Here is a 23,353-nt window from a genome sequence, read left to right as displayed (position 1 = left end):
ATAAAAAAACTCTTGACACAGCGGCATTGGTCATTATAATAATACTTGTCCAAATTATTCCGCATTAGCTCAGTGGGGAGCAACGAGTTTATGCTTCCGTGAATCCGCTGCGAGTTGCCTCGACGCATCAAGCATCTTTGGATTTGCTAGAAGAGGAAGAGGCAATGTAAAATAAAAGTGGGTATAGCTTAATCTTTGTCTTATTCCGCAGTAGCTCAGTGGTAGAGCAATCGGCTGTTAACCGATTGGTCGCAGGTTCGAATCCTGCCTGCGGAGCCATCTTGGAGAGCTGTCCGAGTGGTCGAAGGAGCACGATTGGAAATCGTGTAGGCGTGAATAGCGCCTCAAGGGTTCGAATCCCTTGCTCTCCGCCACTACTTAATTACACATGGCCCGTTGGTCAAGTGGTTAAGACACCGCCCTTTCACGGCGGTAACACGGGTTCGAATCCCGTACGGGTCACTTTCTTTTTGCTGGAGGATTAGCTCAGCTGGGAGAGCACTTGCCTTACAAGCAAGGGGTCGGCGGTTCGATCCCGTCATCCTCCACCACCAAGTTATCATATCGTCGCGGGGTGGAGCAGTCCGGTAGCTCGTCGGGCTCATAACCCGAAGGTCGCAGGTTCAAATCCTGCCCCCGCAATCTGTATAGGTCCCGTAGTGTAGTGGTTAACATGCCTGCCTGTCACGCAGGAGATCGCGGGTTCGAGTCCCGTCGGGACCGCCACTCATAAATATATCGGCTCGGTAGCAACGAGCCTCAGCATCGATGAATAAGCTCCGAGTTGTCCCGACGCATCTAACATCCTTGAATAACCAGAAGAGGAAGGGACATAGAACATAAGTTTAGCCAGTAGAGGAAGGCGCAACTAACGAATAAAAATTCAAAAATATATATGGCTCGGTAGCTCAGTCGGTAGAGCAAAGGACTGAAAATCCTTGTGTCGGCGGTTCGATTCCGTCCCGAGCCACCATCTACTTTTTACTTCAATATGTCAAGAGTGTATATTAATCCTTATATGCCGACTTAGCTCAATTGGTAGAGCAACTGAATCGTAATCAGTAGGTTGCGGGTTCAAGTCCTGCAGTCGGCACCATCAATTACGGAGGGGTAGCGAAGTGGCCAAACGCGGCGGACTGTAAATCCGCTCCCTTTGGGTTCGGCGGTTCGAATCCGTCCCCCTCCATTTTCACGCAGGGGCATAGTTTAATGGTAGAACAGAGGTCTCCAAAACCTCCGGTGTGGGTTCGATTCCTACTGCCCCTGCCATAAAAGAATAACAGTTTGTGGCGACTATGGCGAAGTGGTTAACGCACCAGATTGTGGCTCTGGCATGCGTGGGTTCGATTCCCACTAGTCGCCCTTTCCTTCTATTGTTGGGGTATAGCCAAGCGGTAAGGCAACGGACTTTGACTCCGTGATGCGTTGGTTCGAATCCAGCTACCCCAGCCATAATGCGGAAGTAGTTCAGTGGTAGAACACCACCTTGCCAAGGTGGGGGTCGCGGGTTCGAGTCCCGTCTTCCGCTTTCTGTGGCGGCATAGCCAAGTGGTAAGGCAGAGGTCTGCAAAACCTTTATCCCCGGTTCGAATCCGGGTGCCGCCTCCACTGATGTGGCGCCGGGGTGGCGGAATTGGCAGACGCACAGGACTTAAAATCCTGGGGTAGGTAACTACCGTGCCGGTTCGAGTCCGGCCCTCGGCATGAAAGAAGTTGTTGACTTTCTATTGTTGCTATTGTATAATCAGATATGTGTTTTACGCCGATGTGGCGGAATTGGCAGACGCGCACGACTCAAAATCGTGTTCCCGTGAGGGAGTGTGGGTTCGACTCCCACCATCGGCACCATACATAACGAAAAGCCTGTAAAGCCAATGCTTTGAGCGACTCAGAGCATTGGCTTTTTTGTTTTTTAACGAACTAAAGCAAAAGGCTAATCGTGTGAACAAAAAAGATGACATTTCCATCGTATTGTTAAGCACCTTTTAGGATCATGTCTAGTTGAAATAATCTTAAAGGTGAGGTATTAAATTAGCAAAAGTACGGGTTATGCAAAGGCAGAGTTATAAAAATTTTGCAGGAATGTACGATGAAATCATATAATTGACGTAATTTCATATAAAGAACCTAAAATAAGAGAATAAAAAGAGGTTAACTCTCGACTAACGGTAACGATGCTTGAAATAAGGCATAGTTATCTTTGTTCGATTAACGGGGAAGGTTGAATAAACGTTATAAAAATGAGGTGGGATTTTTATGATTGAAGAGAGTTATGGACATTGGCATTTAGATTATTATCAAGAACAGACAGGCTTTTATACTTCTGCTACGGGTTTCTGGAATGATGATGAAGGAAACTGGGAGGTGTTTTTTAATGAATTTGACAACAATAAGCTGGCGGAATTATTCGGTACAACATATGAAATAGATAAAGATTTTGGTGCTTTAATATTCAAAGCGAGGAATTATGATGAGGCACATAAAAAATTTATACAGTGGGTCGAAGACATACTACTGCCATTATTAGATATTTAGTAGCAAAATACAAAGAACTCAACTCCCATGGAAGAACAAATTAACTTCCATCATCTGTGGTGAAGCTCGTTTCGTGATTGGCTAACGAGCGGTATAACGCATTTAACTAAAGAGCTATTTGATGTGTGCTAAATTGTGTATATTTGGTATATGTATTTACAGAGCTTAGTTTAGATTAGTTAAGAAAGGTGAGTAGAGATGAGTAAATCTGAGGCAGTGAACAAGTGGGATTTGAATCGCATTGTCTTTATTGGTAGGACTTGGGATGAATACATGCGAATGTTCGGCCTTGTCAAAGAAGATTTAGTGAGGCGTAAGATTCTTGATTGCCCTGCTGGGGCATGTTCCTTTACGGCAGTATCCAATCAACTTGGAATGGATGTTACAGCATGTGATATGGCTTATTATCTTCCTATTGAACAATTAGAGCAAAAAGGTTTACAAGATATTGAAACCACCATGTCTAACATGGAAAGGGCTGATATTCAAAAAAATTTTTTGTGGGATTATTTTCAATCAGTTGATGAGTTGAAACAGATAAGAACACAAGTATTGAATCAATGCATCTCAGACATGAAACGAAATAAGAATCGCTATATTCCTGCCGTTTTACCGACCTTACCGTTTGATGATAAGCAGTTTGACTTGACACTTTCAGCAAACTTTCTATTTCTTTATGAAGATAAACTGGACTATAACTTTCATTTACAGACTATAAAAGAACTTATGCGTGTAACCAAAGATGAAATAAGGATTTTTCCTACAACTAACTTTGCTTGTGAGAGATATAAATACTTGGATGAACTAATCCGTGATATACACCATTTAGGATGGATTACAGAAGAAATGAAAGTTCCTTATGAATTTCAAAAGAACACCAATACTATGCTAAAAATTATGAGGAAAAAATAATCAAAAGGATGCTTACTAATTGTAAGCGGGAAATGTCTCTTCTACATTCCCCGCTTTTTTATGGGGGATTAGGACTGAAAGATAGTTTTTGGCAAGTCATTGACTTCATATGCAACACGTATTCCGGATTCGATGGCACCTTGGATCCAACCGTGGGTAGAGGAGGTATGTTCGCCCGCAAAATGAACTCTTCCTTCGGGAGTGGAAATATAAGGAGATAGTTCTGTCGCCTGTTCTGGTTTAAACATGGTGAAAGCTCCGGCAGAATAAGGATATCGAACCCAACTGTGGCTCACTCCTGTTTCAAACTCACGATATACTTGTTTACCATGAATAGTGGCCAAGTTTTTTAATGCATATTCCAAACGACTTTCATCGCTCAAACTATCCCAGGGTATAGTGTCATCCTCCCATGTATAACTAGCCAAAACAACGCCTGGTCCTGTTGTATTGAGGCCATGGCTCGGGTATTGAGTATACGTAATAGGAAGATCAGAAATGGTTTTCCCGCCATATATGCCTTCCTTTTCCCAAAACCTGCTTTTAAATTGGATGCCGGTCTTCGTAGAACCCACATAGTGAAGTTCCCGAATGGCCTTCCATTTGTGATAAGAAAAAGAGTCATGTGGTTCAACCTCTACAAATTGTAAGACTGAAAAAGGAATGGTCACAATCGCAAGATCACCGGTGATTTGAAATGGCTCCAAGATTTTTGTATGGACAGAATGAATCGTTACTTGGTTGTTGTGCTGCACAATTTTCTTTACCTTTTGCCCGAAGATGATATTATCTTTCAATTGAGGGACAAACGCTTTAGGGAGTTGGTCGTTACCGCCCGTGATTTCATAGAAGACAATATTAGGAGTAAACAAGATCATTAGTTCGCGTAACGCTTCCAGGAAAGAAAGCTCTGGAAATCCTTCTAGTGTAAGAAGTACTTTGATCATATCGATGGCACCCGAAGATAATCTGATTCCAAACGGGTTGTATCGCAAATAAGCGTCCATCGAGTATTTATCGAACTCTCTTATGACCAAAGGCCAATTTCTCCGCGGGTTTTGGTTGATAAAATCGGTTACGGGCTTTATTGCTGATTGAAGCAACTGTGTTGCGGTTTTTCCTCTTTCATGCGGGGCTACCGGAAAGCCCAAAATATCAGGGTTCCTTTCATATATCTTTAAACGGGTTTTGATTCCTCTAACATAGATAATGTCGTTAGGAGTCGTGTTGATAAACCGATTAACCGGGAGGCGGAATTTTCTTATATATTCCAAAGTCAAAAAATGAATATGGGGAATACGCATCGCACCCGCTTCAAGATACTGCTCATCCCTAAAATCAGATCGCAATGTATAGACTCGCCCACCCACCCTTTCAGAAGCTTCAAGGATTGTTACCTGGTGTCCAGCTTGCTTAAGCAAAGAGGCCGCGACTAGTCCTGCCATACCCGCGCCAACAATGATGATCTTCTTGGGAATTTTGGTTTTTGGAAGTCCATTTCTGATGATCGAAATCATTTGATCGGATGATAACTTAGGAAATACATAATCTGACATGCTTTCCCTCCTCAACAATGCTCATCAGACCATGAGCTGACAAAAAGATGGCTTACTGTCATCTTATTCAGCTAGAAAGTGCAGTTATGCAAAAAAGGAGCTGCATGTATGCTGCTCCTTTACTCTAATTTTGCAATACTGCTCCTTTTTCGAAAGTTTAGAAAAGTGAATTGACATTTATCGATTTTAGGAGTAAATTTTTTATACATGGAACTAAACCTATTAGTTTAGTAGGTAAAATAAAATCTGGCATGCTTCAACTAAAAATATCTTTATTCTTATGCCAAGAAGATAGATATCTCTTTTGGGAAAATTTTATCCAAATTGCATTTAGAAGGGGGAAAACTGATTATGTCAAATGAAAGAAAGCTTCAGCCTGAAACGTTAGCGGTGCATGCAGGGCAAGTGCCAGATCCTACAACTTTATCAAGAGCTGTACCGATTTATCAAACAAGCTCGTTTGTATTTAATGACAGTCAGCATGCTGCCGATTTGTTTAGCTTGAAAGAAGAAGGGTATATTTATACGAGAATTATTAATCCAACAAACGATGTGTTTGAAAAACGGGTTGCTGCTCTTGAAGGCGGTGTGGGGGCGCTTGCGCTTTCATCCGGTCAAGCAGCTGTTTTTTATTCCATTATCAATATTGCTTCAGCTGGAGATGAAATTGTTTCTTCGTCAAGCATTTATGGCGGAACGTATAATTTGTTTGCTCACACGCTGCCTAAATTCGGAATTACCGTTAAATTTGTGGATTCCACCGATCCGAAAAACTTTGAACGGGCGATTACAAGCAAAACAAAAGCCCTGTTTGCTGAAACGATCGGAAATCCAAAATGTGACGTCTTAGATATTGAAGCCGTTGCGGAAATTGCTCATAATCACTCTATTCCGCTAATTGTTGATAACACCATTCCTAGCCCATATTTGCTTCGTCCAATTGACTTTGGCGCCGATATTGTTGTGCATTCTGCAACAAAGTTTATTGGAGGACATGGAACTTCAATCGGTGGAATTATTGTCGATAGTGGAAAGTTTGACTGGAAGAAGAGCGGAAAGTTCCCGGAATTCACCGAGCCAGATCCAAGCTATCATGGCCTCATTTATACAGAAGCTGCTGGAGAAGCGGCCTATATTACGAAAGCACGCGTCCAGCTGCTTAGAGATCTTGGTGCAGCATTGTCACCATTCAATGCATTCTTATTTTTACAGGGGCTTGAAACTTTACATTTACGTTTAGAACGTCATAGCCAAAATGCTTTAGAGGTAGCGAAGTTTTTAGAAAAAGAGGCAGCCGTTGAATCAGTAAGCTACCCTGGTTTAGAAAGCCATCCTTCTTATGAGTTGGCGAAAAAGTATTTGCCAAAAGGGCAAGGTGCCATCGTAACCTTTGAAATTAAAGGCGGCGTTGAAGCAGGGAAAAAATTAATTAATTCTGTTCAGCTATTCTCTCACTTAGCCAATATTGGCGATTCTAAATCATTAATTATTCATCCTGCTAGCACTACGCATCAGCAATTAAGCAGTGAAGAACAATTAGCTGCTGGCGTTACGCCAGGACTTATTCGTTTATCGGTTGGCACAGAGGCAATTGATGATATTCTATATGATCTAAAACAAGCAATCAAAGCTAGCCAAACTGTAACTTCCATTGTGAAGTAAGCGATAAATATGGAGCTTATCGAATGACGATTAGACCGCCTTTGCCGTTGGCATTGGCGGTCTTTGTCATTGTCCGTGGTTCTTTTTATGAAGAAACGCCTTTCCGTAGCTGCCGTGGTCATGAATCATGGCATGTTCGACTTGGATGGTGGTATGCTTAATGCCGTATTTTTCGTTTAGCATCTCGTTGATGGCTAAGATGACGCAAAACGGCTGGATATGCTCGTTAATAAATACGTGTGCGGTTAACGAATAATGGTCGGTGGAAACGGCCCATAAATGCATGTCGTGCACATCCTCGACGCCTTCAATTTGGTGAATATCCTTGCGAATTTGGTCAAGATCAAACTGTTCGGGAACGGCTTCCATTAAAATGAGATAAGATTCGCGAATAATTTTCGCCCCGCCGGTAAAAATGATGCCGGCGATAATAATGCTGATGAGCGGATCAAAAAAGTAGAAGCCGGTCAAGTAGATCAGTACCGCTGAAATAATTACGCCGATCGAGCTGAGCAAATCGCCGATAAAATGCCATAAGGCGCTTTTAATATTTAAATTTTCCTCTTCTTTTGTGCTTCGGCTCAGGACGATGGTCAATATGAGATTCACGACGAAACCAATGGAAGAAATCATCAACATTAAGCGAAAGTTAATAGGTTCAGGAGAAATAAACCGTTGAATTCCTTCCCAAAGAATTCCAATGGCAATAATGGCTAACGTAAGCCCGTTTAAAAACGATGTAATAATCTCAAAGCGCAAATAGCCAAAGGTAAAGCGTCGGTTGGGAGGACGTGTCGCAAGGTAAAGAGCAACCATGCTAAGCCCGAGCGCCAATACATCGGATGCCATATGAGCGGAATCGGAAAGCAGCGCTAAAGAATTGGACAGCAATCCCCCGACAATTTCCACAATCGTAAAAAACAATGTTAATGCAAGGGTAATCCAAAGCGCTTTTTTCGATTGGGTTTGTGTTTTGACATGCGGAAGATGATGGTAATCGTATTGAATTGGCGACATAGTACACCTCTTTTTTATAATAATTATTAATTTATATATATTATAATATAGTTCCTGGAAAAGGTGCAAAAAAATTTTTGTCGAAGGGAAAATAGCAAATGTTGAATATTGTCAAAAAATATAAAATTCCTTATCAAGGAATTTATCTATGTTTATAGAATATAAGTAACATACTGTAAGAATCTTTAGGAAAGGATGCGATACTAATTGATTGCCGTCAGCCCTACTGATTTCGAAATTTACTTGTTTCATGAAGGCAGCTTGTATAAAAGCTATGAACTGTTTGGCGCTCATGTCATTAAACAGGATGGAATGGTTGGAACGCGTTTTTGCGTATGGGCTCCGCATGCACGCGAAGTGCGATTAGTCGGCAGTTTTAACGAATGGAACGGAACTAATTTTCATCTTATCAAAGTCAGCGATCAAGGCGTATGGACGATTTTTATTCCGGAAAATTTAGAAGGGCATTTATATAAATATGAGATTATTACGAAGGATGGAAATGTTTTGTTAAAATCCGACCCTTATGCATTTTACTCCGAGTTGCGTCCTCATACTGCCTCCATTGTCTACAATATGAAAGGATATCGATGGAAAGATCAGGCCTGGAAGCGGAAGAAGCAGCGGAAGCGGATTTATGAAAATCCCTTGTTCATTTATGAGCTCCACTTTGGTTCGTGGAAAAAGAAAGCGGACGGCAGTTTTTATACATATCAAGAGATGGCAGATGAGTTAATTCCGTATGTGTTGGAACACGGGTTTACTCATATTGAGTTGCTCCCGCTTGTCGAGCATCCGCTCGACCGATCTTGGGGATACCAAGGAACGGGATATTACTCCGCGACGAGCCGCTACGGGACACCGCACGATTTGATGCACTTTATCGACCGCTGTCATCAAGCGGGGATCGGTGTCATTCTTGATTGGGTTCCGGGGCATTTTTGCAAAGATGCCCACGGTCTATATATGTTTGACGGCGCTCCTACCTATGAATATGCCAACATACAGGATCGAGAAAACTACATATGGGGAACGGCAAACTTTGACCTTGGCAGGCCGGAAGTACGCAGCTTTTTGATTTCCAATGCGTTATTTTGGATGGAATATTTCCATGTGGACGGATTTCGCGTAGATGCCGTCGCCAATATGTTATATTGGCCAAACAGTGACGTGCCGTACAAAAATACGTATGCAGTCGAGTTTTTTCAAAAATTAAACGAAACGGTGTTCGCCTATGATCCGAACATATTAATGATTGCCGAAGATTCAACAGACTGGCCGCGCGTGACGGCGCCGACGTATGACGGTGGATTAGGGTTCAACTATAAATGGAACATGGGCTGGATGAACGACATTTTGACGTATATGGAAACTCCGCCGGAACAGCGCAAATATGTGCACCATAAAGTAACGTTTTCCCTCTTGTACGCGTATTCGGAAAATTTCATTTTGCCTTTTTCTCACGATGAAGTGGTGCACGGCAAGAAGTCGCTATTAAATAAAATGCCCGGATCCTATGAGGAAAAGTTTGCGCAGCTGCGGTTATTGTATGGGTATTTGTTGGCGCACCCCGGCAAGAAGCTGCTGTTTATGGGAGGGGAATTCGCGCAATTCGATGAATGGAAAGACCTGGAACAGCTTGATTGGATGCTTTTTGATTTTGACATGCACCACAATATGAATCATTATATGAAGCAATTATTAAAATGCTATAAGCGTTATAGTCCTCTCTATGAACTAGATCATTCTCCAGAAGGATTCGAGTGGATTGATGTGCATAATGCCGAACAGAGCGTTTTTTCTTTCATTCGCCGCGGAAAAAAAGAAAATGATTTGCTTGTTATTGTTTGCAATTTCACAAACAAAACGTATCACAATTATAAAGTTGGTGTCCCGCTGTTTACGACATATCGGGAAATTCTCAACAGCGATGCCGCCGAGTTTGGGGGATGGGGAAACGTCAATACAAAACGGGTTGCAGCGATCAACGAGCCGTTTCATGGAAAACCGTATCACGTTCGGATGACGATTCCGCCGTTTGGCATTTCTATTTTACGACCAGTGAAAAAACGAGGGGAGAGAAAAAAGAATGAGGAAGAAAAAATGCATCGCCATGTTATTGGCCGGAGGGCAAGGTAGCCGTTTATGTTCTTTGACGAAAAACATTGCGAAACCAGCCGTTCCGTTTGGCGGCAAATATCGGATTATTGATTTTACCTTGAGCAACTGTACCAATTCAGGCATTGATACGGTCGGAGTGTTAACACAGTACCAGCCGCTTCTTCTCCACTCTTATATCGGCATCGGCAGCGCTTGGGATTTGGACCGGAGAAATGGCGGCGTTACCGTTCTTCCACCGTACTCGGTATCATCCGGTGTGAAGTGGTATGAGGGAACGGCAAATGCGATCTATCAAAATATCAATTATATTGAACAATATGATCCTGATTACGTGCTAGTGTTATCAGGCGACCATATTTATAAAATGAATTATCGCAAAATGCTGGACTATCATATTGCGAAACAAGCGGATGTAACCATTTCCGTCATCGAAGTACCGTGGTCGGAAGCAAGCCGGTTTGGCATTATGAATACAAACGAACAAATGGAAATTATCGAATTTGAGGAAAAGCCAGCGAATCCAAAAAACAACCTCGCTTCGATGGGAATTTATATTTTTAATTGGCCGATTTTAAAGGAATATTTGCAAATTGACAACGCCGATCCGCATTCGAGCCATGATTTCGGCAAAGATGTGATTCCGTTGCTGCTCCGCGAGAAAAAGCGGCTCGTTGCTTATCCGTTTAAAGGCTACTGGAAAGATGTCGGCACAGTGAAAAGCTTATGGGAAGCGAATATGGATTTGTTGGACGAGGGAAATCAATTAAATTTATTTGATCGCTCATGGCGGATTTATTCTGTCAATCCGAATCAGCCGCCACAATACATTTCCGATGAAGCTATCGTCATTCATTCGCTTGTGAATGAGGGATGTGTGGTAGAAGGGAATGTCGAGCACTCCGTATTGTTTCAAGGTGTTCATATTTGCAAGGGAGCGGTGGTGAAAGATTGCGTCATTATGCCGGATGCAGTGATTGGCGAAGGGGTATATATCGAACGGGCGATCGTGCCGCCGAATATCGAAATTCCGCCATATGCAGTGATTCGCTCTGATGATGTTCTTCTTGTCACAAAAGAATGGCTGCAGGAGCAGAGCAGAGAAGATAGTTGGAAAGGATGAGCAGCAATGAGTAATAAATGGATGCTAGGAGTTATTGATGCAACGATGTATATCGAACCGCTTCAGCCGTTAACGTTGCATCGTTCTGTTGCGGCAGTGCCGTTTGCGGGGAGGTACCGATTGATAGATTTTGTATTGTCGAGCATGGTGAACTCCGGGATCGAGAGTGTGGCCATTTTTCCAAAATATCAATACCGTTCGTTAATGGATCATCTAGGTTCGGGGAAAAACTGGGATTTAAACCGCAAACGTGACGGATTATTTTTCTTCCCATCTCCGGATTTATCGATTCCAAAGCCTCACGTTGGCGCATTTGCGCATTTTGAACAACATATTGACTATTTTTTGCGCAGCAAACAAAAATATGCCGTTATTTGTAATAGCTATACGATTTGCAATATCGATTATGAAGCGGTGTTAGAGCGCCATATTGCGAACGAATGCGATATTACCGAAGTTCGCCATCAAGGGCGTTCGCTTGAAATGTTTGTGCTAGAAACGTCATTGTTGCTCGATTTAATCGCTAATCACCGACAAACCGGCTATTACAGTATTGTTGATGTTGTCCAAGATCATCGTCATTCCTTGAAAATTTGTGACTATGAATATGATGGATATGCAGCTGTCATTGATTCGATCGAAAGTTATTTTCGGCATAGCATGGAATTGCTAAATAGAGATATTTGGCAGCAATTATTTATGAAGTCGCGCCCGGTTTACACAAAAGTAAAGGATGAGCCGCCGACGAAATATACGGAAAAAGCGGTTGTAAAAAATTCGATGATTGCCAACGGCTGCATTGTTGAAGGACATATAGAAAACAGCATTATTTTCCGTTCTGTTAAAATTGGAAAGGGAGCAGTGATCAAAAACAGCATCATTATGCAAAAAAGTCAAATTGGCGAACAGTGCTATCTTGATTCGGTCATTGTGGATAAAGATGCAAAAATTGAAAACGGAGTTTCTTTACGAGGAACAGAGCGGCATCCGTTTGTGATTCGCAAAGGAACCGTACAAGGAGAGTTGATGAATCAGTGAAGGTGCTATTTGTTGTATCAGAATGCGTCCCATTTGCCAAATCGGGAGGTCTGGCGGATGTCGCGGGAGCGCTGCCAAAACAATTGCGGAAATTAGGGACGGATGTCGGCGTCATCATGCCTAAATATGAAACAATTCCGCTGGAATTTAAAAAAGCGATGAAAAAAATTGCCGAGATTGTCGTCAGAGTCGGGTGGCGCCGGCAGTATTGCGGAATCGAAATGCTGGAGCATCAAGGGGTTGTTTACTATTTTATCGATAATGAATACTACTTTAAGCGCCATCAGTTATACGGCCATTATGATGATGGGGAACGGTTTTCTTATTTTTGCCGCGCGGTTTTAGACGCTCTCCCTGTCATTCCGTTCCGTCCCGACATTATTCATTGCCATGACTGGCATACAGGCATGATTCCGTTTTTATTGCGGGAAGAATATCGGCAGGATTCTTTTTATGCGCCGATCCGCACGGTGTTTACGATTCATAATTTGCAGTTTCAAGGCATTTTCCCACGCGAAATTTTAGGAGATCTATTAAATTTAAGCGACCGTTATTTTACAATAGAACACTTGGAATTTTACGGGAATGTCAGCTTTATGAAAGGAGCGCTTGTTTCTGCTGATGTCATTACAACGGTCAGTCCTACATATAAAGAAGAAATTCAGACCGAATATTATGGGGAGCGGCTTGATGGGCTGCTGCGGGCGAGGCAGCGTGATTTCATCGGGATTTTAAACGGTATTGATGAGGACATATATAACCCGCAAACCGACCCCTTTATTGCAATGAAATATGACGCACGGACACTTTCGAAAAAACGATTCAACAAACATGCGCTTCAACAATATTTTGGCTTGCCTGTGCAGGAAGACGTCCCGATCATTGCCATGGTCACTAGACTGGCAACGCAAAAAGGACTTGATTTAGTCAAATGTGTTTTTCATGAAATAATGGCCGAGAACGTTCAATTTATTTTGCTTGGGACAGGGGATTGGCATTTTGAACAGTTTTTCTCCCAGATGGCAGCCGCATATCCCGATAAAGTAAAAGCATATATTGGGTTCAACGAACCATTGGCTCATCAAATTTACGCGGGGGCGGATCTGTTTTTAATGCCTTCCCTGTTCGAACCGTGCGGTCTCAGCCAGATGATTGCGCTCCGCTATGGAACGATCCCGATCGTGCGGGAAACAGGAGGACTAAACGATACGGTGCAATCGTATAATGAGTTTACGGGAGAAGGAAACGGATTTAGTTTTACGAACTTTAACGCCCACGATATGTTATATACGATTCGCCGCGCGCTTTCGTTTTATAACGATAAGACGATATGGGAAAAGCTGATGAAGGAGGCGATGAGCCGCGATTATAGCTGGGCTCAATCGGCGGCTAAGTACAACGAAGTATATATGGATTTAGTAAACAGGGGGTAGCGCCATGTTCTCGAATAAAGACGAGTTTAAAAAAGCGTTTTTAAAACGGCTGGAGACGTTGTGCGGCAAACGGTTTGAAGAGTCGACACCGCGCGATCAATACAACACGCTAGGGAACATGGTCCGCGAATATATCAGCAAAAACTGGATTCAGACGAACGAGCAAAATCGGGCGCGCAAGCAGAAACAAGTCTATTATTTGTCGATTGAATTTTTATTAGGGCGTCTTCTCGGCAGCAACTTGTTGAATCTCGGCATTCGCGATGTCGTCGAAGAAGGATTGCGCGATTTAGGTATTTGCCTTGAGGATATCGAGGAATGCGAGGCGGACGCGGGGTTAGGCAATGGCGGTCTCGGCCGCCTTGCCGCCTGTTTTTTAGATTCGCTTGCTTCGCTCGATTTGCCTGGACATGGCTGCGGGATTCGGTATAAACATGGATTGTTTGACCAAAAAATTGTCGACGGATATCAAGTGGAACTCCCAGAACAATGGCTGCGCCATGGCAATGTATGGGAGATCCGCAAAGAAGAATTAGCAGTAGAAGTGAACTTTTGGGGGAAAGTGGAAATATCGCAGCAAAACGGCAGGCTGACGTTCCGCCATGTCGACAGCGAAAAGGTTATGGCTGTTCCTTATGACATGCCAATCATCGGTTACCATACAAAAACGGTCAATACATTGCGGCTTTGGAGCGCGGAGCCGGCGAAAACATTTCCGGTCCATAAAGATGTGATGCAATATAAACGGGAAACGGAGGCGATTTCTGAGTTTTTGTATCCCGATGATACCCATGAAGAAGGGAAGATTTTGCGGCTAAAACAACAATATTTTCTCGTCGCCGCCAGCATTGGAAGCATCGTTCGCGCCCATCGCCGCCAGCACGGGCATCTGTATGAACTGCATAAATATGTCGCCATTCATGTCAACGATACGCATCCGGCCTTAGCAATTCCGGAGTTGATGAGGATTTTATTAGATGAGGAAGGAATGAGCTGGGAAGACGCTTGGCATATTACAACAAACACGATTTCGTATACAAACCATACGACGCTATCCGAGGCGCTGGAGAAATGGCCGATTCACATTTTTCAGCCGCTGTTGCCGCGCATTTACATGATTGTCGAGGAGATTAACGAACGGTTTTGCCGCGACCTTTGGAATTATTATCCTGGTGATTGGAAACGAATTGAAGAAATGGCGATCATCGCCCACGGACTTGTTAAAATGGCGCATTTGGCGATTGTCGGCAGCCATAGCGTCAACGGCGTTGCCAAACTGCACACCGAGATTTTAAAAAAACGGGAAATGAGGCTGTTTTACGAATTCGAACCGCAAAAATTTAATAACAAGACAAACGGAGTGACCCATCGCCGCTGGCTGTTAAAGGCTAATCCCGAGCTTTCTGCATTAATTACCGATACCATTGGCGGACGATGGATAAAAGAGCCGCAGGCGTTGATCGAGTTAAAACCGTACGCCTCCGATTCTGTGTTTCAGCAGGCGCTCGCGAAAGTCAAACAGCAGCGCAAAGCAAAATTAGCCAAGCTCATTTATGAAAAGACGGGGATCGTCGTGAATGAATCATCGATTTTTGATGTGCAAGTGAAGCGTCTTCATGCTTATAAGCGGCAGTTGTTAAATGTTCTTCACATTATGTATTTGTATAATCGGCTGAAAGAAGATGCAATCTTTTCCATTTATCCGCGCACTTTTATTTTCGGCGCCAAAGCTTCGCCGGGATATTATTATGCGAAGCGCATTATTAAGCTGATCCATTCTATCGCCGAAAAAGTCAATAAGGACAAACAGACAAACGAACAGCTGAAAGTTATTTTTTTGGAAAACTATCGTGTTTCGCTAGCGGAAGAAATTTTTCCTGCCGCGGATGTAAGCGAGCAAATTTCCACGGCCAGCAAAGAAGCGTCCGGCACTGGCAATATGAAGTTTATGATGAATGGAGCGATTACGCTTGGCACGCTAGACGGCGCCAACGTCGAGATTTTGGAAGCGGTTGGAGAAGAAAACATGTTTCTGTTTGGGCTTACGGCGGATGAAGTGCTAAGCTACTATGAAAACGGGGGTTATCGCTCCCATGAATATTACCATCATGACAAGCGGATTAAACAAGTTGTCGATCAGCTTATCAACGGGTTTTTCCCAGATGCCCACGACCATTTCGAGCCGATTTACGATTCGCTTTTAGCACAGAACGATGAATATTTTGTTTTGCGCGATTTCGCCGCTTATGTCGAGGCGCAGGAAAAAGTAGAACAAGTGTATCAAGAGCGGGAACGGTGGCTGAAAATGAGCGCGATCAATATCGCCCATTCCGGTTATTTTGCAAGCGACCGGACCGTTCAGGAGTATGCGAATGAAATATGGGACATTCATCCAGTTAAATAAAAAAGAGAGGTCCTCGTTATCAAGACCTAAATAAAAAATAAAGGAGAACCATATTAGTCATGTATAATATGTGTTCTCCTTTTATCTTTTATTAAACTAACACACCCGTAGCCATCTATTCCTCACTTCATAGCACCATAGATTATGGCACTATTCAACTATAAGAACTCCATTAGCAGAATAAACATACTTTCACAATAGATAACTAAATCCACTTTTCCATGAATATTAATTCATCCGTTTTAAAACCCAATTTTTCATAAAATCCTTGAACTTTACAATTATCCTTCTCAATCAATAGATTTACTTTCTCACACCCAAGTTTTTTAAACCGCTTTTCGAGTTCCATCATGATTTCCCGACCTATATTTCGCCCTTGATATTCTGGGTCAACAGCTAAATGATTTATCCATCCTCTTCTACCATCGTAACAACCCATTACTGCACCTATAATTCGTCCATCTTCCTCTACGACAAAAAACAATTCTGGGTCTCTTTTCAATTTTTCCTTAATTCCTTCTAATGTGTCAGAACGGGATAGAATTAATCCAGCTTTTCTCCATAAATGAATAACTGAATCAAAATCATTCAATGTGAAATCGCGAAAATTCATAATATTTTAACCCCTTTTTTAGGTAATAATACTATAAATTCTTATAATTGTACAATATTTCAATATCTAAATAATGGAACTATTATGTATTATGTATGAAAAAAGAGGATATATGTTCTCATACTGAACATAATATCCTCTAATCATTATAGTATGTTTAATTTCATCCTCTCTCTTAATCATCACCATCCAACCAGTCGCCAATGCTTCCGAGGATGCTGCCTTCTCCAACAGAACGGCTCCCCGTGCTTGGCGCGGCGGCGATAATTCGGTCAGCAAGCCGGCTGAACGGAAGCGACTGCACCCAGACGGTTCCCGGTCCGGTTAATGTTGCGAAAAACAAGCCTTCGCCGCCAAAAAAGGCGGTTTTAATTTTGCCGACATATTCGATATCGTAATCAACTTCTTTTGTCATCGCTACAAGGCAGCCGGTGTCAATGCGCAATTTCTCGCCGGGCTGCAGCTCGCGCTTATAAATGGTTCCGCCTGCATGTAAAAAGGCGAGTCCGTCCCCTTCGAGTTTTTGCATAATAAATCCTTCGCCACCGAAAAAGCCGGTGCCAAGTTTGCGCTGAAAATCGATGCCGACCGAAACGCCTTTGGCTGCACAAAGAAAGGCATCTTTTTGACAAATCACTTTGCCGCCAAGCTCGCTCAAGTCCATTGGAATAATTTTTCCAGGGTATGGGGCGGCAAACGAAATGCGGCGTTTTCCGGTGCTGTTGTTCGTAAACACCGTCATAAATAAACTTTCTCCTGTCAATAATCGTTTCCCTGCACCAACCAATTTGTTCAAAAATCCTTTTTCGGACTGAGATCCGTCTCCAAATACGGTTTCCATCGTGATCCCGTCTTCCATCATCATCATTCCGCCTGCTTCGGCGATGACGCTTTCCTGCGGATCTAGTTCAATTTCTACAAATTGCATGTCATCGCCATATAATTTGTAGTCAATTTCATGTGCGTTCATATTTTTCTCCTCCATCTCATCATTTCTATGCTATATATTCTTTATACGGACGGGAACCTCTTTTTGTTTCAAAAAAAGACCATCAACGTCGATGGTCTTCTTTTTCCGTATATGGGTCTTTTTCATAGGCGGGCAAATCACCGATATTCGACATAATTCCTTCATCATCCAAAATGTTTTCTAACAGTTCGTGTTCCCTTGTTGGATATACTTTCACATTTTTTCCGTGTAAATCGACTGCCGCGAAATTTTCCAAATCTTCGACATATCCGACATTTTCCTCTGATTCGGCATACACTTCACCATAATAATCAACATTTTTTCCTAAATCGGAAGGGGTATCGGAGGAGCCGTAGCGCGCGACTTCCTGCCAGGCATCTTCTGCGTCATATGCCACCGATTCATCGCGGTCATCCAAATCAAACTTTCCAAACGGGGGCATCAACACACCTTCTTCCAGCGGCCGCTTTTGCGAAACGGTGTGGTCAGGGCTGTGCTCTTTACAAAAGGTGGTCGTTGGGAGAGCTTGCAGCCGCTCATAGGGAATCGGTCTGCCGCAAACTTCACAGATGCCGTATGTGCCGTTGTCCATCGCCTCAAGTGCATGTTCAATCTCTTTTAATTCCCGTTCCGTATGTTCATTCAGTGCGATATCTTTTTCCCGTTCATACAGCTCGGTTGCATCGTCTGCAGGGTGGTTGTCATAGCTTGCAAGTTCGCCGACCGCATCATGCGCATGGCTCCGCAGCTTGCCAAAGTGATCGTTGTTTTGCAGTCGTTCTTGAATTTCCTGTTTTGCCTGAAGAAGTTGTTTGCGGAAGGCGGCTAGTTGTTCATTCGTTAACATCATGATTAACTCCTTCCTAAAATAAACCGTTTACCTTGTAGTATGAACCAAAAATAAAAAAAAAACACGGCTTATTTCCAACCGTGTTATAGCCAATGGCTGATCAGCAGGCCGACAGCTAATAAAAACCCGAATTGTGTATTTGTTTGTGCCGTTGCTTTCATCGCTGGCATCATTTCAATTGGTTTCGTCTTGCCGATAAACCCTTTCGCTGCTGCTACCGCTTTCGGGACGCTGAAAAAGACAAGCATCGTCCAGAAAGAAACGATATGAGAGAAAGCCAGCACCGTCATCCAAATAAACGAAACGGCAAACATACCGGCAAGAATGCGGATCGCATTGTTCCGGCCGACTAAAATCGCCAGCGTTTTTCTCCCTTTCTCTTTGTCTCGATCAAGGTCACGGATATTATTGGCTAGTAAAATCGCCCCAACTAAAATGGCAATCGGAATTGCGATGAGAATTGCTGTTTTTGTTACTTCGCCCGTTTGAATGAAAAAGGAAATTAAAATAATTACCAGTCCCATAAAAAATCCGGCTGCAAGTTCGCCAAACGGGGTATAGGCAATCGGCACCGGGCCGCCTGTATAGAAATATCCCGCTGCCATGCAGATGGAACCGATCAATGCAAGCCACCAGCTGCTATTCATGCAAATATAGGCACCGATCAGCGTCGCAACAGCAAACAAAGCAACGGCTAAATATAAAACGGTTTTTGGATGTATTCCTTCACGGACAATCGCCCCGCCAATTCCTACCGATTCCGGGGAGTCGAGCCCGCGCTTGTAGTCATAATATTCATTGAACATATTGGTTGCTGCCTGAATCAACAAAGAAGCGATAAGCATGGCGATAAATAAAGAGATGTGAATGGCTGTTTCATGAAGTGCTAATACAGTGCCGATACAAACAGGCACAAATGCAGCAGTCAATGTATGTGGACGGGTAAGCCTCCACCAAACTCGCCAATCGCGGCGGCGGTGGATCGATGAATAGCGATCTGTTTGTAATGATGGTTGCATAATCATACCCCTCATATTCGGATAGAATAATGTTCGATAAACATTCACAATAAGTGTAGGAAAACGTTTATAAGGTGTCAACCCCTTTCGAATAGATAAATTATTTCCTATTATATATAATGGAAGATAGGAAATAGGTAATAAACTTAATGAAGAAAGCGGGATTACAGTGGCAATTTTATACCAGCATAAAATTCGCGAACGATTGCATCTCATCGAGAAAAGAACAAAGCGGCCGTTTATTAGTTGGACGGAGGAATTGAACGATGTAGATCCGGTTTATTTTTTTTCATTAGGACCAATATGCTCTTTCCGTGAGCGCTTTTTTTGGGGGGACCGCACCAATGAGACCGTTTATGTTGGACTTGGTTGCACGTATGTGATCGAAACAGAAGAAAAAGAAGAGCGGTTTCATACGGTGGAAACACAGTGGAAGCAATGGGTAGAACAGACAGATCATTATTCCAACGGAATAAAGATGGGGCCCATCCTATTTGGAGGCTTTTCGTTTGATCCTTACAAACCGCACACGGAAAAATGGCGCGCTTTTCCGCATGCGAAAATGCTGGTGCCAGCTGTTCTTTTAGCGAGCAAGGGTGGAAAAGCGACATTAACCGTGACAGTGCGTTCCGGACAGAGTGAGGAAACCATGGAAAAAATAGAAACGTTGTTTCGGCTGTTACATGAAGGGCGGGCGCCGATCCATTCTTTGCCTTCCGTGAGGAAATATGAAGAAAAACAAACGGAACAGTGGTTCGATGCGGTGAAACAAACGATCGCCAACATTCATAGCGGGAAGTTTGATAAAGTGGTGCTGGCGAGGGAGGCGCGCTTATCGTTTGCGGATCGGGTGGAGGCAAGCGTGGTGCTCCGGCGACTACGCGAACAGCAGCCGTTTAGCTATCTGTTTGCGTTTGAACAAGAAGGGCAATGCTTTATTGGCGCTTCTCCGGAGCAGCTGGTAAAAAAGGAAGGCGATGCATGTTACTCTACTTGTTTAGCGGGGTCGATCCGTCGCGGAAAAACCGTTCAGGAAGACGAACAGCTTGGCGAGTGGCTGCTGCATGATGAAAAAAATCTTCACGAACATCACTTTGTTGTCCAAATGATCAAAGAAGCGATGGAAGCGGTTTGCGAACGCGTCTACATGCCGCCTTCTCCACAGCTGTTAAAATTGCCAAACATTCAACACTTATATACGCCGGTTATTGGGGAGCATTGCCGCGCTTCCTCTATTTTATCGATGGTGGCGAAGATGCACCCAACCCCTGCGTTAGGTGGAACACCGCGAGAAGCAGCAGTCAAAGAAATCCGCGAGGTGGAGCCGTTAGACAGAGGATGGTATGCCGGTCCAATCGGATGGATGGATACGGAGGGGAACGGGGAATTCGCCGTCGCCATCCGTTCGGGTCTGTTGCAAGGACAAGAGGTATCGATTTTTGCTGGCTGCGGTATCGTCGGTGATTCCGATCCAATCAGCGAGTATGAGGAGACGAAAGTGAAATTTATTCCAATGTTATCGGCGCTAGGAGTGGGACAAGATGAATGAGTCACTAACCTTATATATTGCTGCGTTTGTGGATGAATTAGCAAAAACGGGAGTACGAGACGTTGTTGTCAGTCCAGGATCACGCTCGACCCCACTGGCGATCATGATGGCGGAGCATCCGGAAATGCGCATACATATGAACTTAGATGAACGTTCTGCTGCCTTTTTTGCCCTTGGTATGGCAAAAGCAAAACGGCATCCGGTCGCCCTTCTTTGTACGTCAGGAACGGCGGCTGCCAATTATTTTCCGGCGCTAGTGGAAGCGTATTACTCACGGATCCCGCTTGTCGTCGTTACGGCGGACCGTCCGCACGAATTGCGCGATGTTGGCGCGCCGCAGGCCATTGATCAATTAAACATATATGGAAAGTATGCCAAATGGTTTGTCGAAATGGCTCTTCCGGAAAGAACACCAGAGATGCTTCGCTATGCACGGACGATGGCAGCAAGGGCAGCGAGCATAGCAATGAGTGCTCCGGCGGGGCCGGTTCATCTAAACTTTCCGCTTCGTGAACCGCTTATGCCGGTGATTCAGAAAGAAACATGGCAACAGATCGAAGCGAAAGAACCGTCTTATACAAAGGTTATTGCCGGAAAAGCAACCGTTGATAGAAAACAGCTTGGTGAATTATATCACCAACTCGTTTCCGTCAAAAACGGATTAATCGTCTGCGGGCCAATGGACTATCCGGAATTTGCCGAGGCGGTTACCGAGTTAGCGGAAATGTTGGACTATCCGATTTTAGCGGATCCGCTTTCCCAGTTGCGCAGTGGATCTCATTCCAAAGAGTATATTATTGATTGCTATGATGCGATATTAAAAGATGAAATGATTGCTGCTTCATTGGTGCCGGATGTCGTGATCCGTTTTGGCGCCATGCCGGTTTCCAAACCGTTATTTCTGCTACTGAAACGATATCCATCCATCCGGCAAATTGTAGTAGATGGCGGCGGAGGATGGCGGGAACCGACATTGATGGCATCATATATGGTACACTGCGATGAAGTAGAATTTTGCCGCCAACTCATTGAAATGGCGGGACGAAAATTGAGAAAAAGCGAATGGTCCGCAACTTGGAAAGCGATCAACGATATTGCGAAATCCGTTCTCCTAGAGGAACAAGCGGAAAGCGAATTATTTGAAGGAAAAGTGTTTACTGAACTTTCACAACTGCTGCCAAGCGGCGCTACTTTATTTGTCGGCAACAGCATGCCGATTCGCGATGCCGATACCTTTTTCTTTACGACAGACAAGCAAATTCGCATTTTGGCGAACCGCGGCGCCAACGGGATTGATGGTGTCGTGTCGAGCGCGCTGGGGGCCAGCGCCGTTACCGAACCGCTCGTGCTTGTCATCGGTGATCTTTCCTTTTATCATGACTTAAACGGGCTGTTGGCGGCAAAAATGCATGGATTACATGCGACAATTATCGTTCTCAATAATAATGGCGGCGGAATTTTCTCGTTCCTGCCGCAAGCAAACCATAAAAAACATTTCGAAATGCTGTTTGGCACGCCGACCGATTTGCAATTTATGCACGCTGTTCGCATGTACGAAGGGAATTACCAAAACAGCAAAACATGGGACGAATTTCGTCATCATGTTGCCCGTTCGCTCACCACAGATGGCCTTCATGTGATTGAGGTATGTACATCCAGGGAGACGAATGTAAAAATCCATCGTCTTTTGTGGGAAAGGGTTTCCCAGGAAATAGCAGAATTTCTCGGAAAAAGGAGAATGGCATGAACATTTTGGTGAACGGTGTTTCCTATCATGTCGAACAATATGGGAGTGGCGAGCCGCTTTTGCTCTTGCATGGATTTACTGGGAGCATGGAAACGTGGAAACCGTTTCTTCCATATTGGCGGGAATTTCGGTTGATTCTGGTCGATATCGTCGGCCATGGTCTTACCGATTCGCCGCATGACCCGGCGCGGTATGAAATCGAGCGAGCGGCTGCTGATCTGGATGAACTATTGCGCCATCTTCATGTAGAGGACGTCCATGTGTTAGGGTATTCGATGGGAGGAAGGCTTGCCTTAACGTTTGCGATCCTTTATCCTCACCGTGTTCGCAAGTTGGTGCTTGAGAGCAGTTCCCCAGGTTTAAAGACAGAGCAAGAAAGATGGAAGCGGCGAGAGAACGATGAGGTGTTGGCGCGGGAAATTGAACAATATGGAATTGCTGCATTTGTCGATAAGTGGGAAAAGCTGCCGCTGTTTGCGTCGCAAAAGCAGCTGCCGTCTAGCGTTCAGGAGGAAATACGTAAGGAACGGTTAAAAAATAATAAAATCGGGCTGGCCAATAGCCTGCGCGGAATGGGGACAGGGAAACAGCCTTCATGGTGGAATCGGTTGTCAGAAGTGAACACGCCGACGTTACTGATATGCGGAGAGTGGGATGAAAAGTTTTGTCGAATTGCCGAAGAAATGAAAGAGCATCTGCCAGATTGCAAAATGGTCACAGTTTCCCAAGCGGGGCATGCAATTCATGTGGAACAACGAGAGATTTTTGCTAAAATAGTAAGTGAGTTCATTAGAGGAGGAGAGTAAA

17 protein-coding genes and 16 tRNA genes are annotated in these 23,353 nt (G+C 43.9%); 27 read left to right on the top strand and 6 right to left on the bottom strand.

The features are described from left to right. Positions 1–204: 204 nt before the first annotated feature. The 18 genes from GCA01S_RS05290 (at position 205) to GCA01S_RS05205 (ending at position 3,447) form a co-directional block, all read left to right on the top strand. Positions 205–279 (top strand) — tRNA-Asn (locus GCA01S_RS05290). A gap of 4 nt (positions 280–283) precedes the next feature. After that, a tRNA-Ser gene (locus GCA01S_RS05285) sits at positions 284–374 on the top strand. A gap of 16 nt (positions 375–390) precedes the next feature. Further along, positions 391–462 (top strand) — tRNA-Glu (locus GCA01S_RS05280). A 13-nt stretch (positions 463–475) separates the two neighbouring features. Continuing rightward, positions 476–551: transfer RNA gene (locus GCA01S_RS05275), tRNA-Val, on the top strand. A 17-nt stretch (positions 552–568) separates the two neighbouring features. Continuing rightward, positions 569–642 (top strand) — tRNA-Met (locus GCA01S_RS05270). An 8-nt stretch (positions 643–650) separates the two neighbouring features. Then, positions 651–726 (top strand) — tRNA-Asp (locus GCA01S_RS05265). 171 nt (positions 727–897) lie between these two features. Continuing rightward, positions 898–973 (top strand) — tRNA-Phe (locus GCA01S_RS05260). Between the two features lie 47 nt (positions 974–1,020). Then, a tRNA-Thr gene (locus tag GCA01S_RS05255) sits at positions 1,021–1,096 on the top strand. Between the two features lie 8 nt (positions 1,097–1,104). Next, positions 1,105–1,186 (top strand) — tRNA-Tyr (locus GCA01S_RS05250). A gap of 9 nt (positions 1,187–1,195) precedes the next feature. Beyond that, positions 1,196–1,269: transfer RNA gene (locus tag GCA01S_RS05245), tRNA-Trp, on the top strand. Between the two features lie 20 nt (positions 1,270–1,289). Then, positions 1,290–1,362, top strand: a tRNA-His gene (locus GCA01S_RS05240). Between the two features lie 15 nt (positions 1,363–1,377). Then, positions 1,378–1,452, top strand: a tRNA-Gln gene (locus GCA01S_RS05235). A 4-nt stretch (positions 1,453–1,456) separates the two neighbouring features. Continuing rightward, positions 1,457–1,528, top strand: a tRNA-Gly gene (locus GCA01S_RS05230). Positions 1,529–1,534: 6 nt separating this feature from the next. Further along, positions 1,535–1,608, top strand: a tRNA-Cys gene (locus GCA01S_RS05225). Positions 1,609–1,618: 10 nt separating this feature from the next. Beyond that, positions 1,619–1,704 (top strand) — tRNA-Leu (locus GCA01S_RS05220). A gap of 57 nt (positions 1,705–1,761) precedes the next feature. Beyond that, positions 1,762–1,848 (top strand) — tRNA-Leu (locus tag GCA01S_RS05215). Between the two features lie 408 nt (positions 1,849–2,256). Beyond that, on the top strand, positions 2,257–2,535 hold the full coding sequence (locus tag GCA01S_RS05210; protein WP_017434849.1) for a hypothetical protein: 279 nt from the start codon (positions 2,257–2,259) through the stop codon (positions 2,533–2,535). Between the two features lie 198 nt (positions 2,536–2,733). Next, positions 2,734–3,447 carry an SAM-dependent methyltransferase gene (locus GCA01S_RS05205; RefSeq protein ID WP_042407800.1) on the top strand — a complete coding sequence of 238 codons (714 nt, stop codon included), beginning with the start codon at positions 2,734–2,736 and terminating at the stop codon, positions 3,445–3,447. Between the two features lie 68 nt (positions 3,448–3,515). On the opposite strand, the gene GCA01S_RS05200 is transcribed toward GCA01S_RS05205, so the two are convergent. After that, positions 3,516–5,003 (bottom strand): flavin monoamine oxidase family protein, encoded by a 1,488-nt coding sequence (locus GCA01S_RS05200; RefSeq protein WP_042407798.1) that lies wholly within the window; start codon positions 5,001–5,003, stop codon positions 3,516–3,518. A gap of 351 nt (positions 5,004–5,354) precedes the next feature. Here GCA01S_RS05200 and GCA01S_RS05195 point away from each other — a divergent pair, with 351 nt between their 5' ends. Beyond that, a complete protein-coding gene (locus tag GCA01S_RS05195) occupies positions 5,355–6,665 on the top strand; it encodes a homocysteine synthase (protein WP_042407797.1) in 1,311 nt (436 codons plus the stop codon). Between the two features lie 66 nt (positions 6,666–6,731). On the opposite strand, the gene GCA01S_RS05190 is transcribed toward GCA01S_RS05195, so the two are convergent. Further along, complete coding sequence (locus GCA01S_RS05190) at positions 6,732–7,682, bottom strand: cation diffusion facilitator family transporter (RefSeq protein ID WP_017434859.1); 951 nt, start codon at positions 7,680–7,682, stop codon at positions 6,732–6,734. A gap of 207 nt (positions 7,683–7,889) precedes the next feature. Between GCA01S_RS05190 and glgB the strand changes: the two genes are divergently transcribed. Genes glgB through GCA01S_RS05165 form a run of 5 tightly spaced genes read left to right on the top strand, consistent with a single transcriptional unit; the run spans position 7,890 to position 15,798 of the window. Beyond that, complete coding sequence (glgB, locus tag GCA01S_RS05185) at positions 7,890–9,821, top strand: 1,4-alpha-glucan branching enzyme (protein WP_042407795.1); 1,932 nt, start codon at positions 7,890–7,892, stop codon at positions 9,819–9,821. Then, a complete protein-coding gene (locus tag GCA01S_RS05180) occupies positions 9,772–10,923 on the top strand; it encodes a glucose-1-phosphate adenylyltransferase (protein ID WP_042407793.1) in 1,152 nt (383 codons plus the stop codon). Before glgB ends, GCA01S_RS05180 begins: the two co-directional genes overlap by 50 nt. Positions 10,924–10,929: 6 nt before the next feature. Beyond that, a complete protein-coding gene (glgD, locus tag GCA01S_RS05175) occupies positions 10,930–11,961 on the top strand; it encodes a glucose-1-phosphate adenylyltransferase subunit GlgD (RefSeq protein ID WP_042407789.1) in 1,032 nt (343 codons plus the stop codon). Beyond that, the gene (gene glgA, locus GCA01S_RS05170; RefSeq protein ID WP_017434863.1) at positions 11,958–13,394 is read left to right on the top strand and encodes a glycogen synthase GlgA; all 1,437 of its coding nucleotides are present in this window, start codon (positions 11,958–11,960) and stop codon (positions 13,392–13,394) included. The genes glgD and glgA overlap by 4 nt, the downstream gene beginning before the upstream one ends. 4 nt (positions 13,395–13,398) lie before the next feature. Beyond that, the gene (locus GCA01S_RS05165; protein WP_042407786.1) at positions 13,399–15,798 is read left to right on the top strand and encodes a glycogen/starch/alpha-glucan phosphorylase; all 2,400 of its coding nucleotides are present in this window, start codon (positions 13,399–13,401) and stop codon (positions 15,796–15,798) included. A gap of 205 nt (positions 15,799–16,003) precedes the next feature. On the opposite strand, the gene GCA01S_RS05160 is transcribed toward GCA01S_RS05165, so the two are convergent. The 4 genes from GCA01S_RS05160 to GCA01S_RS05145 form a co-directional block, all read right to left on the bottom strand. After that, on the bottom strand, positions 16,004–16,411 hold the full coding sequence (locus GCA01S_RS05160) for a GNAT family acetyltransferase (protein ID WP_042407783.1): 408 nt from the start codon (positions 16,409–16,411) through the stop codon (positions 16,004–16,006). Between the two features lie 175 nt (positions 16,412–16,586). Then, on the bottom strand, positions 16,587–17,381 hold the full coding sequence (locus GCA01S_RS05155) for a TIGR00266 family protein (RefSeq protein WP_042407781.1): 795 nt from the start codon (positions 17,379–17,381) through the stop codon (positions 16,587–16,589). An 82-nt stretch (positions 17,382–17,463) separates the two neighbouring features. Continuing rightward, positions 17,464–18,228: a yteA family sporulation protein gene (locus GCA01S_RS05150; RefSeq protein WP_017434866.1), complete on the bottom strand. Its 765-nt coding sequence runs from the start codon at positions 18,226–18,228 to the stop codon at positions 17,464–17,466. Between the two features lie 86 nt (positions 18,229–18,314). Further along, positions 18,315–19,250 carry a 1,4-dihydroxy-2-naphthoate polyprenyltransferase gene (locus GCA01S_RS05145; RefSeq protein ID WP_017434867.1) on the bottom strand — a complete coding sequence of 312 codons (936 nt, stop codon included), beginning with the start codon at positions 19,248–19,250 and terminating at the stop codon, positions 18,315–18,317. A 169-nt stretch (positions 19,251–19,419) separates the two neighbouring features. Between GCA01S_RS05145 and GCA01S_RS05140 the strand changes: the two genes are divergently transcribed. From GCA01S_RS05140 to menH, 3 genes are read left to right on the top strand one after another with little or no spacing between them, the layout of a single operon-like run. Then, the gene (locus GCA01S_RS05140; RefSeq protein WP_042407778.1) at positions 19,420–20,799 is read left to right on the top strand and encodes an isochorismate synthase; all 1,380 of its coding nucleotides are present in this window, start codon (positions 19,420–19,422) and stop codon (positions 20,797–20,799) included. Next, a complete protein-coding gene (menD, locus tag GCA01S_RS05135; RefSeq protein WP_017434869.1) occupies positions 20,792–22,546 on the top strand; it encodes a 2-succinyl-5-enolpyruvyl-6-hydroxy-3-cyclohexene-1-carboxylic-acid synthase in 1,755 nt (584 codons plus the stop codon). The genes GCA01S_RS05140 and menD overlap by 8 nt, the downstream gene beginning before the upstream one ends. Further along, the gene (gene menH, locus GCA01S_RS05130) at positions 22,543–23,352 is read left to right on the top strand and encodes a 2-succinyl-6-hydroxy-2,4-cyclohexadiene-1-carboxylate synthase (RefSeq protein ID WP_017434870.1); all 810 of its coding nucleotides are present in this window, start codon (positions 22,543–22,545) and stop codon (positions 23,350–23,352) included. Before menD ends, menH begins: the two co-directional genes overlap by 4 nt. Position 23,353 lies beyond the last annotated feature (1 nt).

It is taken from the genome of Parageobacillus caldoxylosilyticus NBRC 107762 (assembly GCF_000632715.1).
Taxonomy (GTDB): Bacteria; Bacillota; Bacilli; order Bacillales; family Anoxybacillaceae; genus Saccharococcus; species Saccharococcus caldoxylosilyticus.
The sequence above is the reverse complement of the archived record's forward strand: the minus strand, read 5'-3'. Positions and strand labels throughout refer to the sequence as shown.

What these genes read in the sequence shown, in the direction of transcription:
- GCA01S_RS05165 (WP_042407786.1), top strand. Translation starts at nt 13,399, where the DNA reads ATGTTCTCGAATAAAGACGAGTTTAAAAAAGCGTTTTTAAAACGGCTG.
- GCA01S_RS05145 (WP_017434867.1), bottom strand. Translation starts at nt 19,250, where the DNA reads ATGCAACCATCATTACAAACAGATCGCTATTCATCGATCCACCGCCGC.
- GCA01S_RS05205 (WP_042407800.1), top strand. Translation starts at nt 2,734, where the DNA reads ATGAGTAAATCTGAGGCAGTGAACAAGTGGGATTTGAATCGCATTGTC.
- glgD (WP_042407789.1), top strand. Translation starts at nt 10,930, where the DNA reads ATGAGTAATAAATGGATGCTAGGAGTTATTGATGCAACGATGTATATC.
- GCA01S_RS05195 (WP_042407797.1), top strand. Translation starts at nt 5,355, where the DNA reads ATGTCAAATGAAAGAAAGCTTCAGCCTGAAACGTTAGCGGTGCATGCA.
- GCA01S_RS05180 (WP_042407793.1), top strand. Translation starts at nt 9,772, where the DNA reads ATGAGGAAGAAAAAATGCATCGCCATGTTATTGGCCGGAGGGCAAGGT.
- GCA01S_RS05155 (WP_042407781.1), bottom strand. Translation starts at nt 17,381, where the DNA reads ATGAACGCACATGAAATTGACTACAAATTATATGGCGATGACATGCAA.
- GCA01S_RS05150 (WP_017434866.1), bottom strand. Translation starts at nt 18,228, where the DNA reads ATGTTAACGAATGAACAACTAGCCGCCTTCCGCAAACAACTTCTTCAG.
- menD (WP_017434869.1), top strand. Translation starts at nt 20,792, where the DNA reads ATGAATGAGTCACTAACCTTATATATTGCTGCGTTTGTGGATGAATTA.
- GCA01S_RS05190 (WP_017434859.1), bottom strand. Translation starts at nt 7,682, where the DNA reads ATGTCGCCAATTCAATACGATTACCATCATCTTCCGCATGTCAAAACA.
- GCA01S_RS05160 (WP_042407783.1), bottom strand. Translation starts at nt 16,411, where the DNA reads ATGAATTTTCGCGATTTCACATTGAATGATTTTGATTCAGTTATTCAT.
- menH (WP_017434870.1), top strand. Translation starts at nt 22,543, where the DNA reads ATGAACATTTTGGTGAACGGTGTTTCCTATCATGTCGAACAATATGGG.
- GCA01S_RS05210 (WP_017434849.1), top strand. Translation starts at nt 2,257, where the DNA reads ATGATTGAAGAGAGTTATGGACATTGGCATTTAGATTATTATCAAGAA.
- GCA01S_RS05200 (WP_042407798.1), bottom strand. Translation starts at nt 5,003, where the DNA reads ATGTCAGATTATGTATTTCCTAAGTTATCATCCGATCAAATGATTTCG.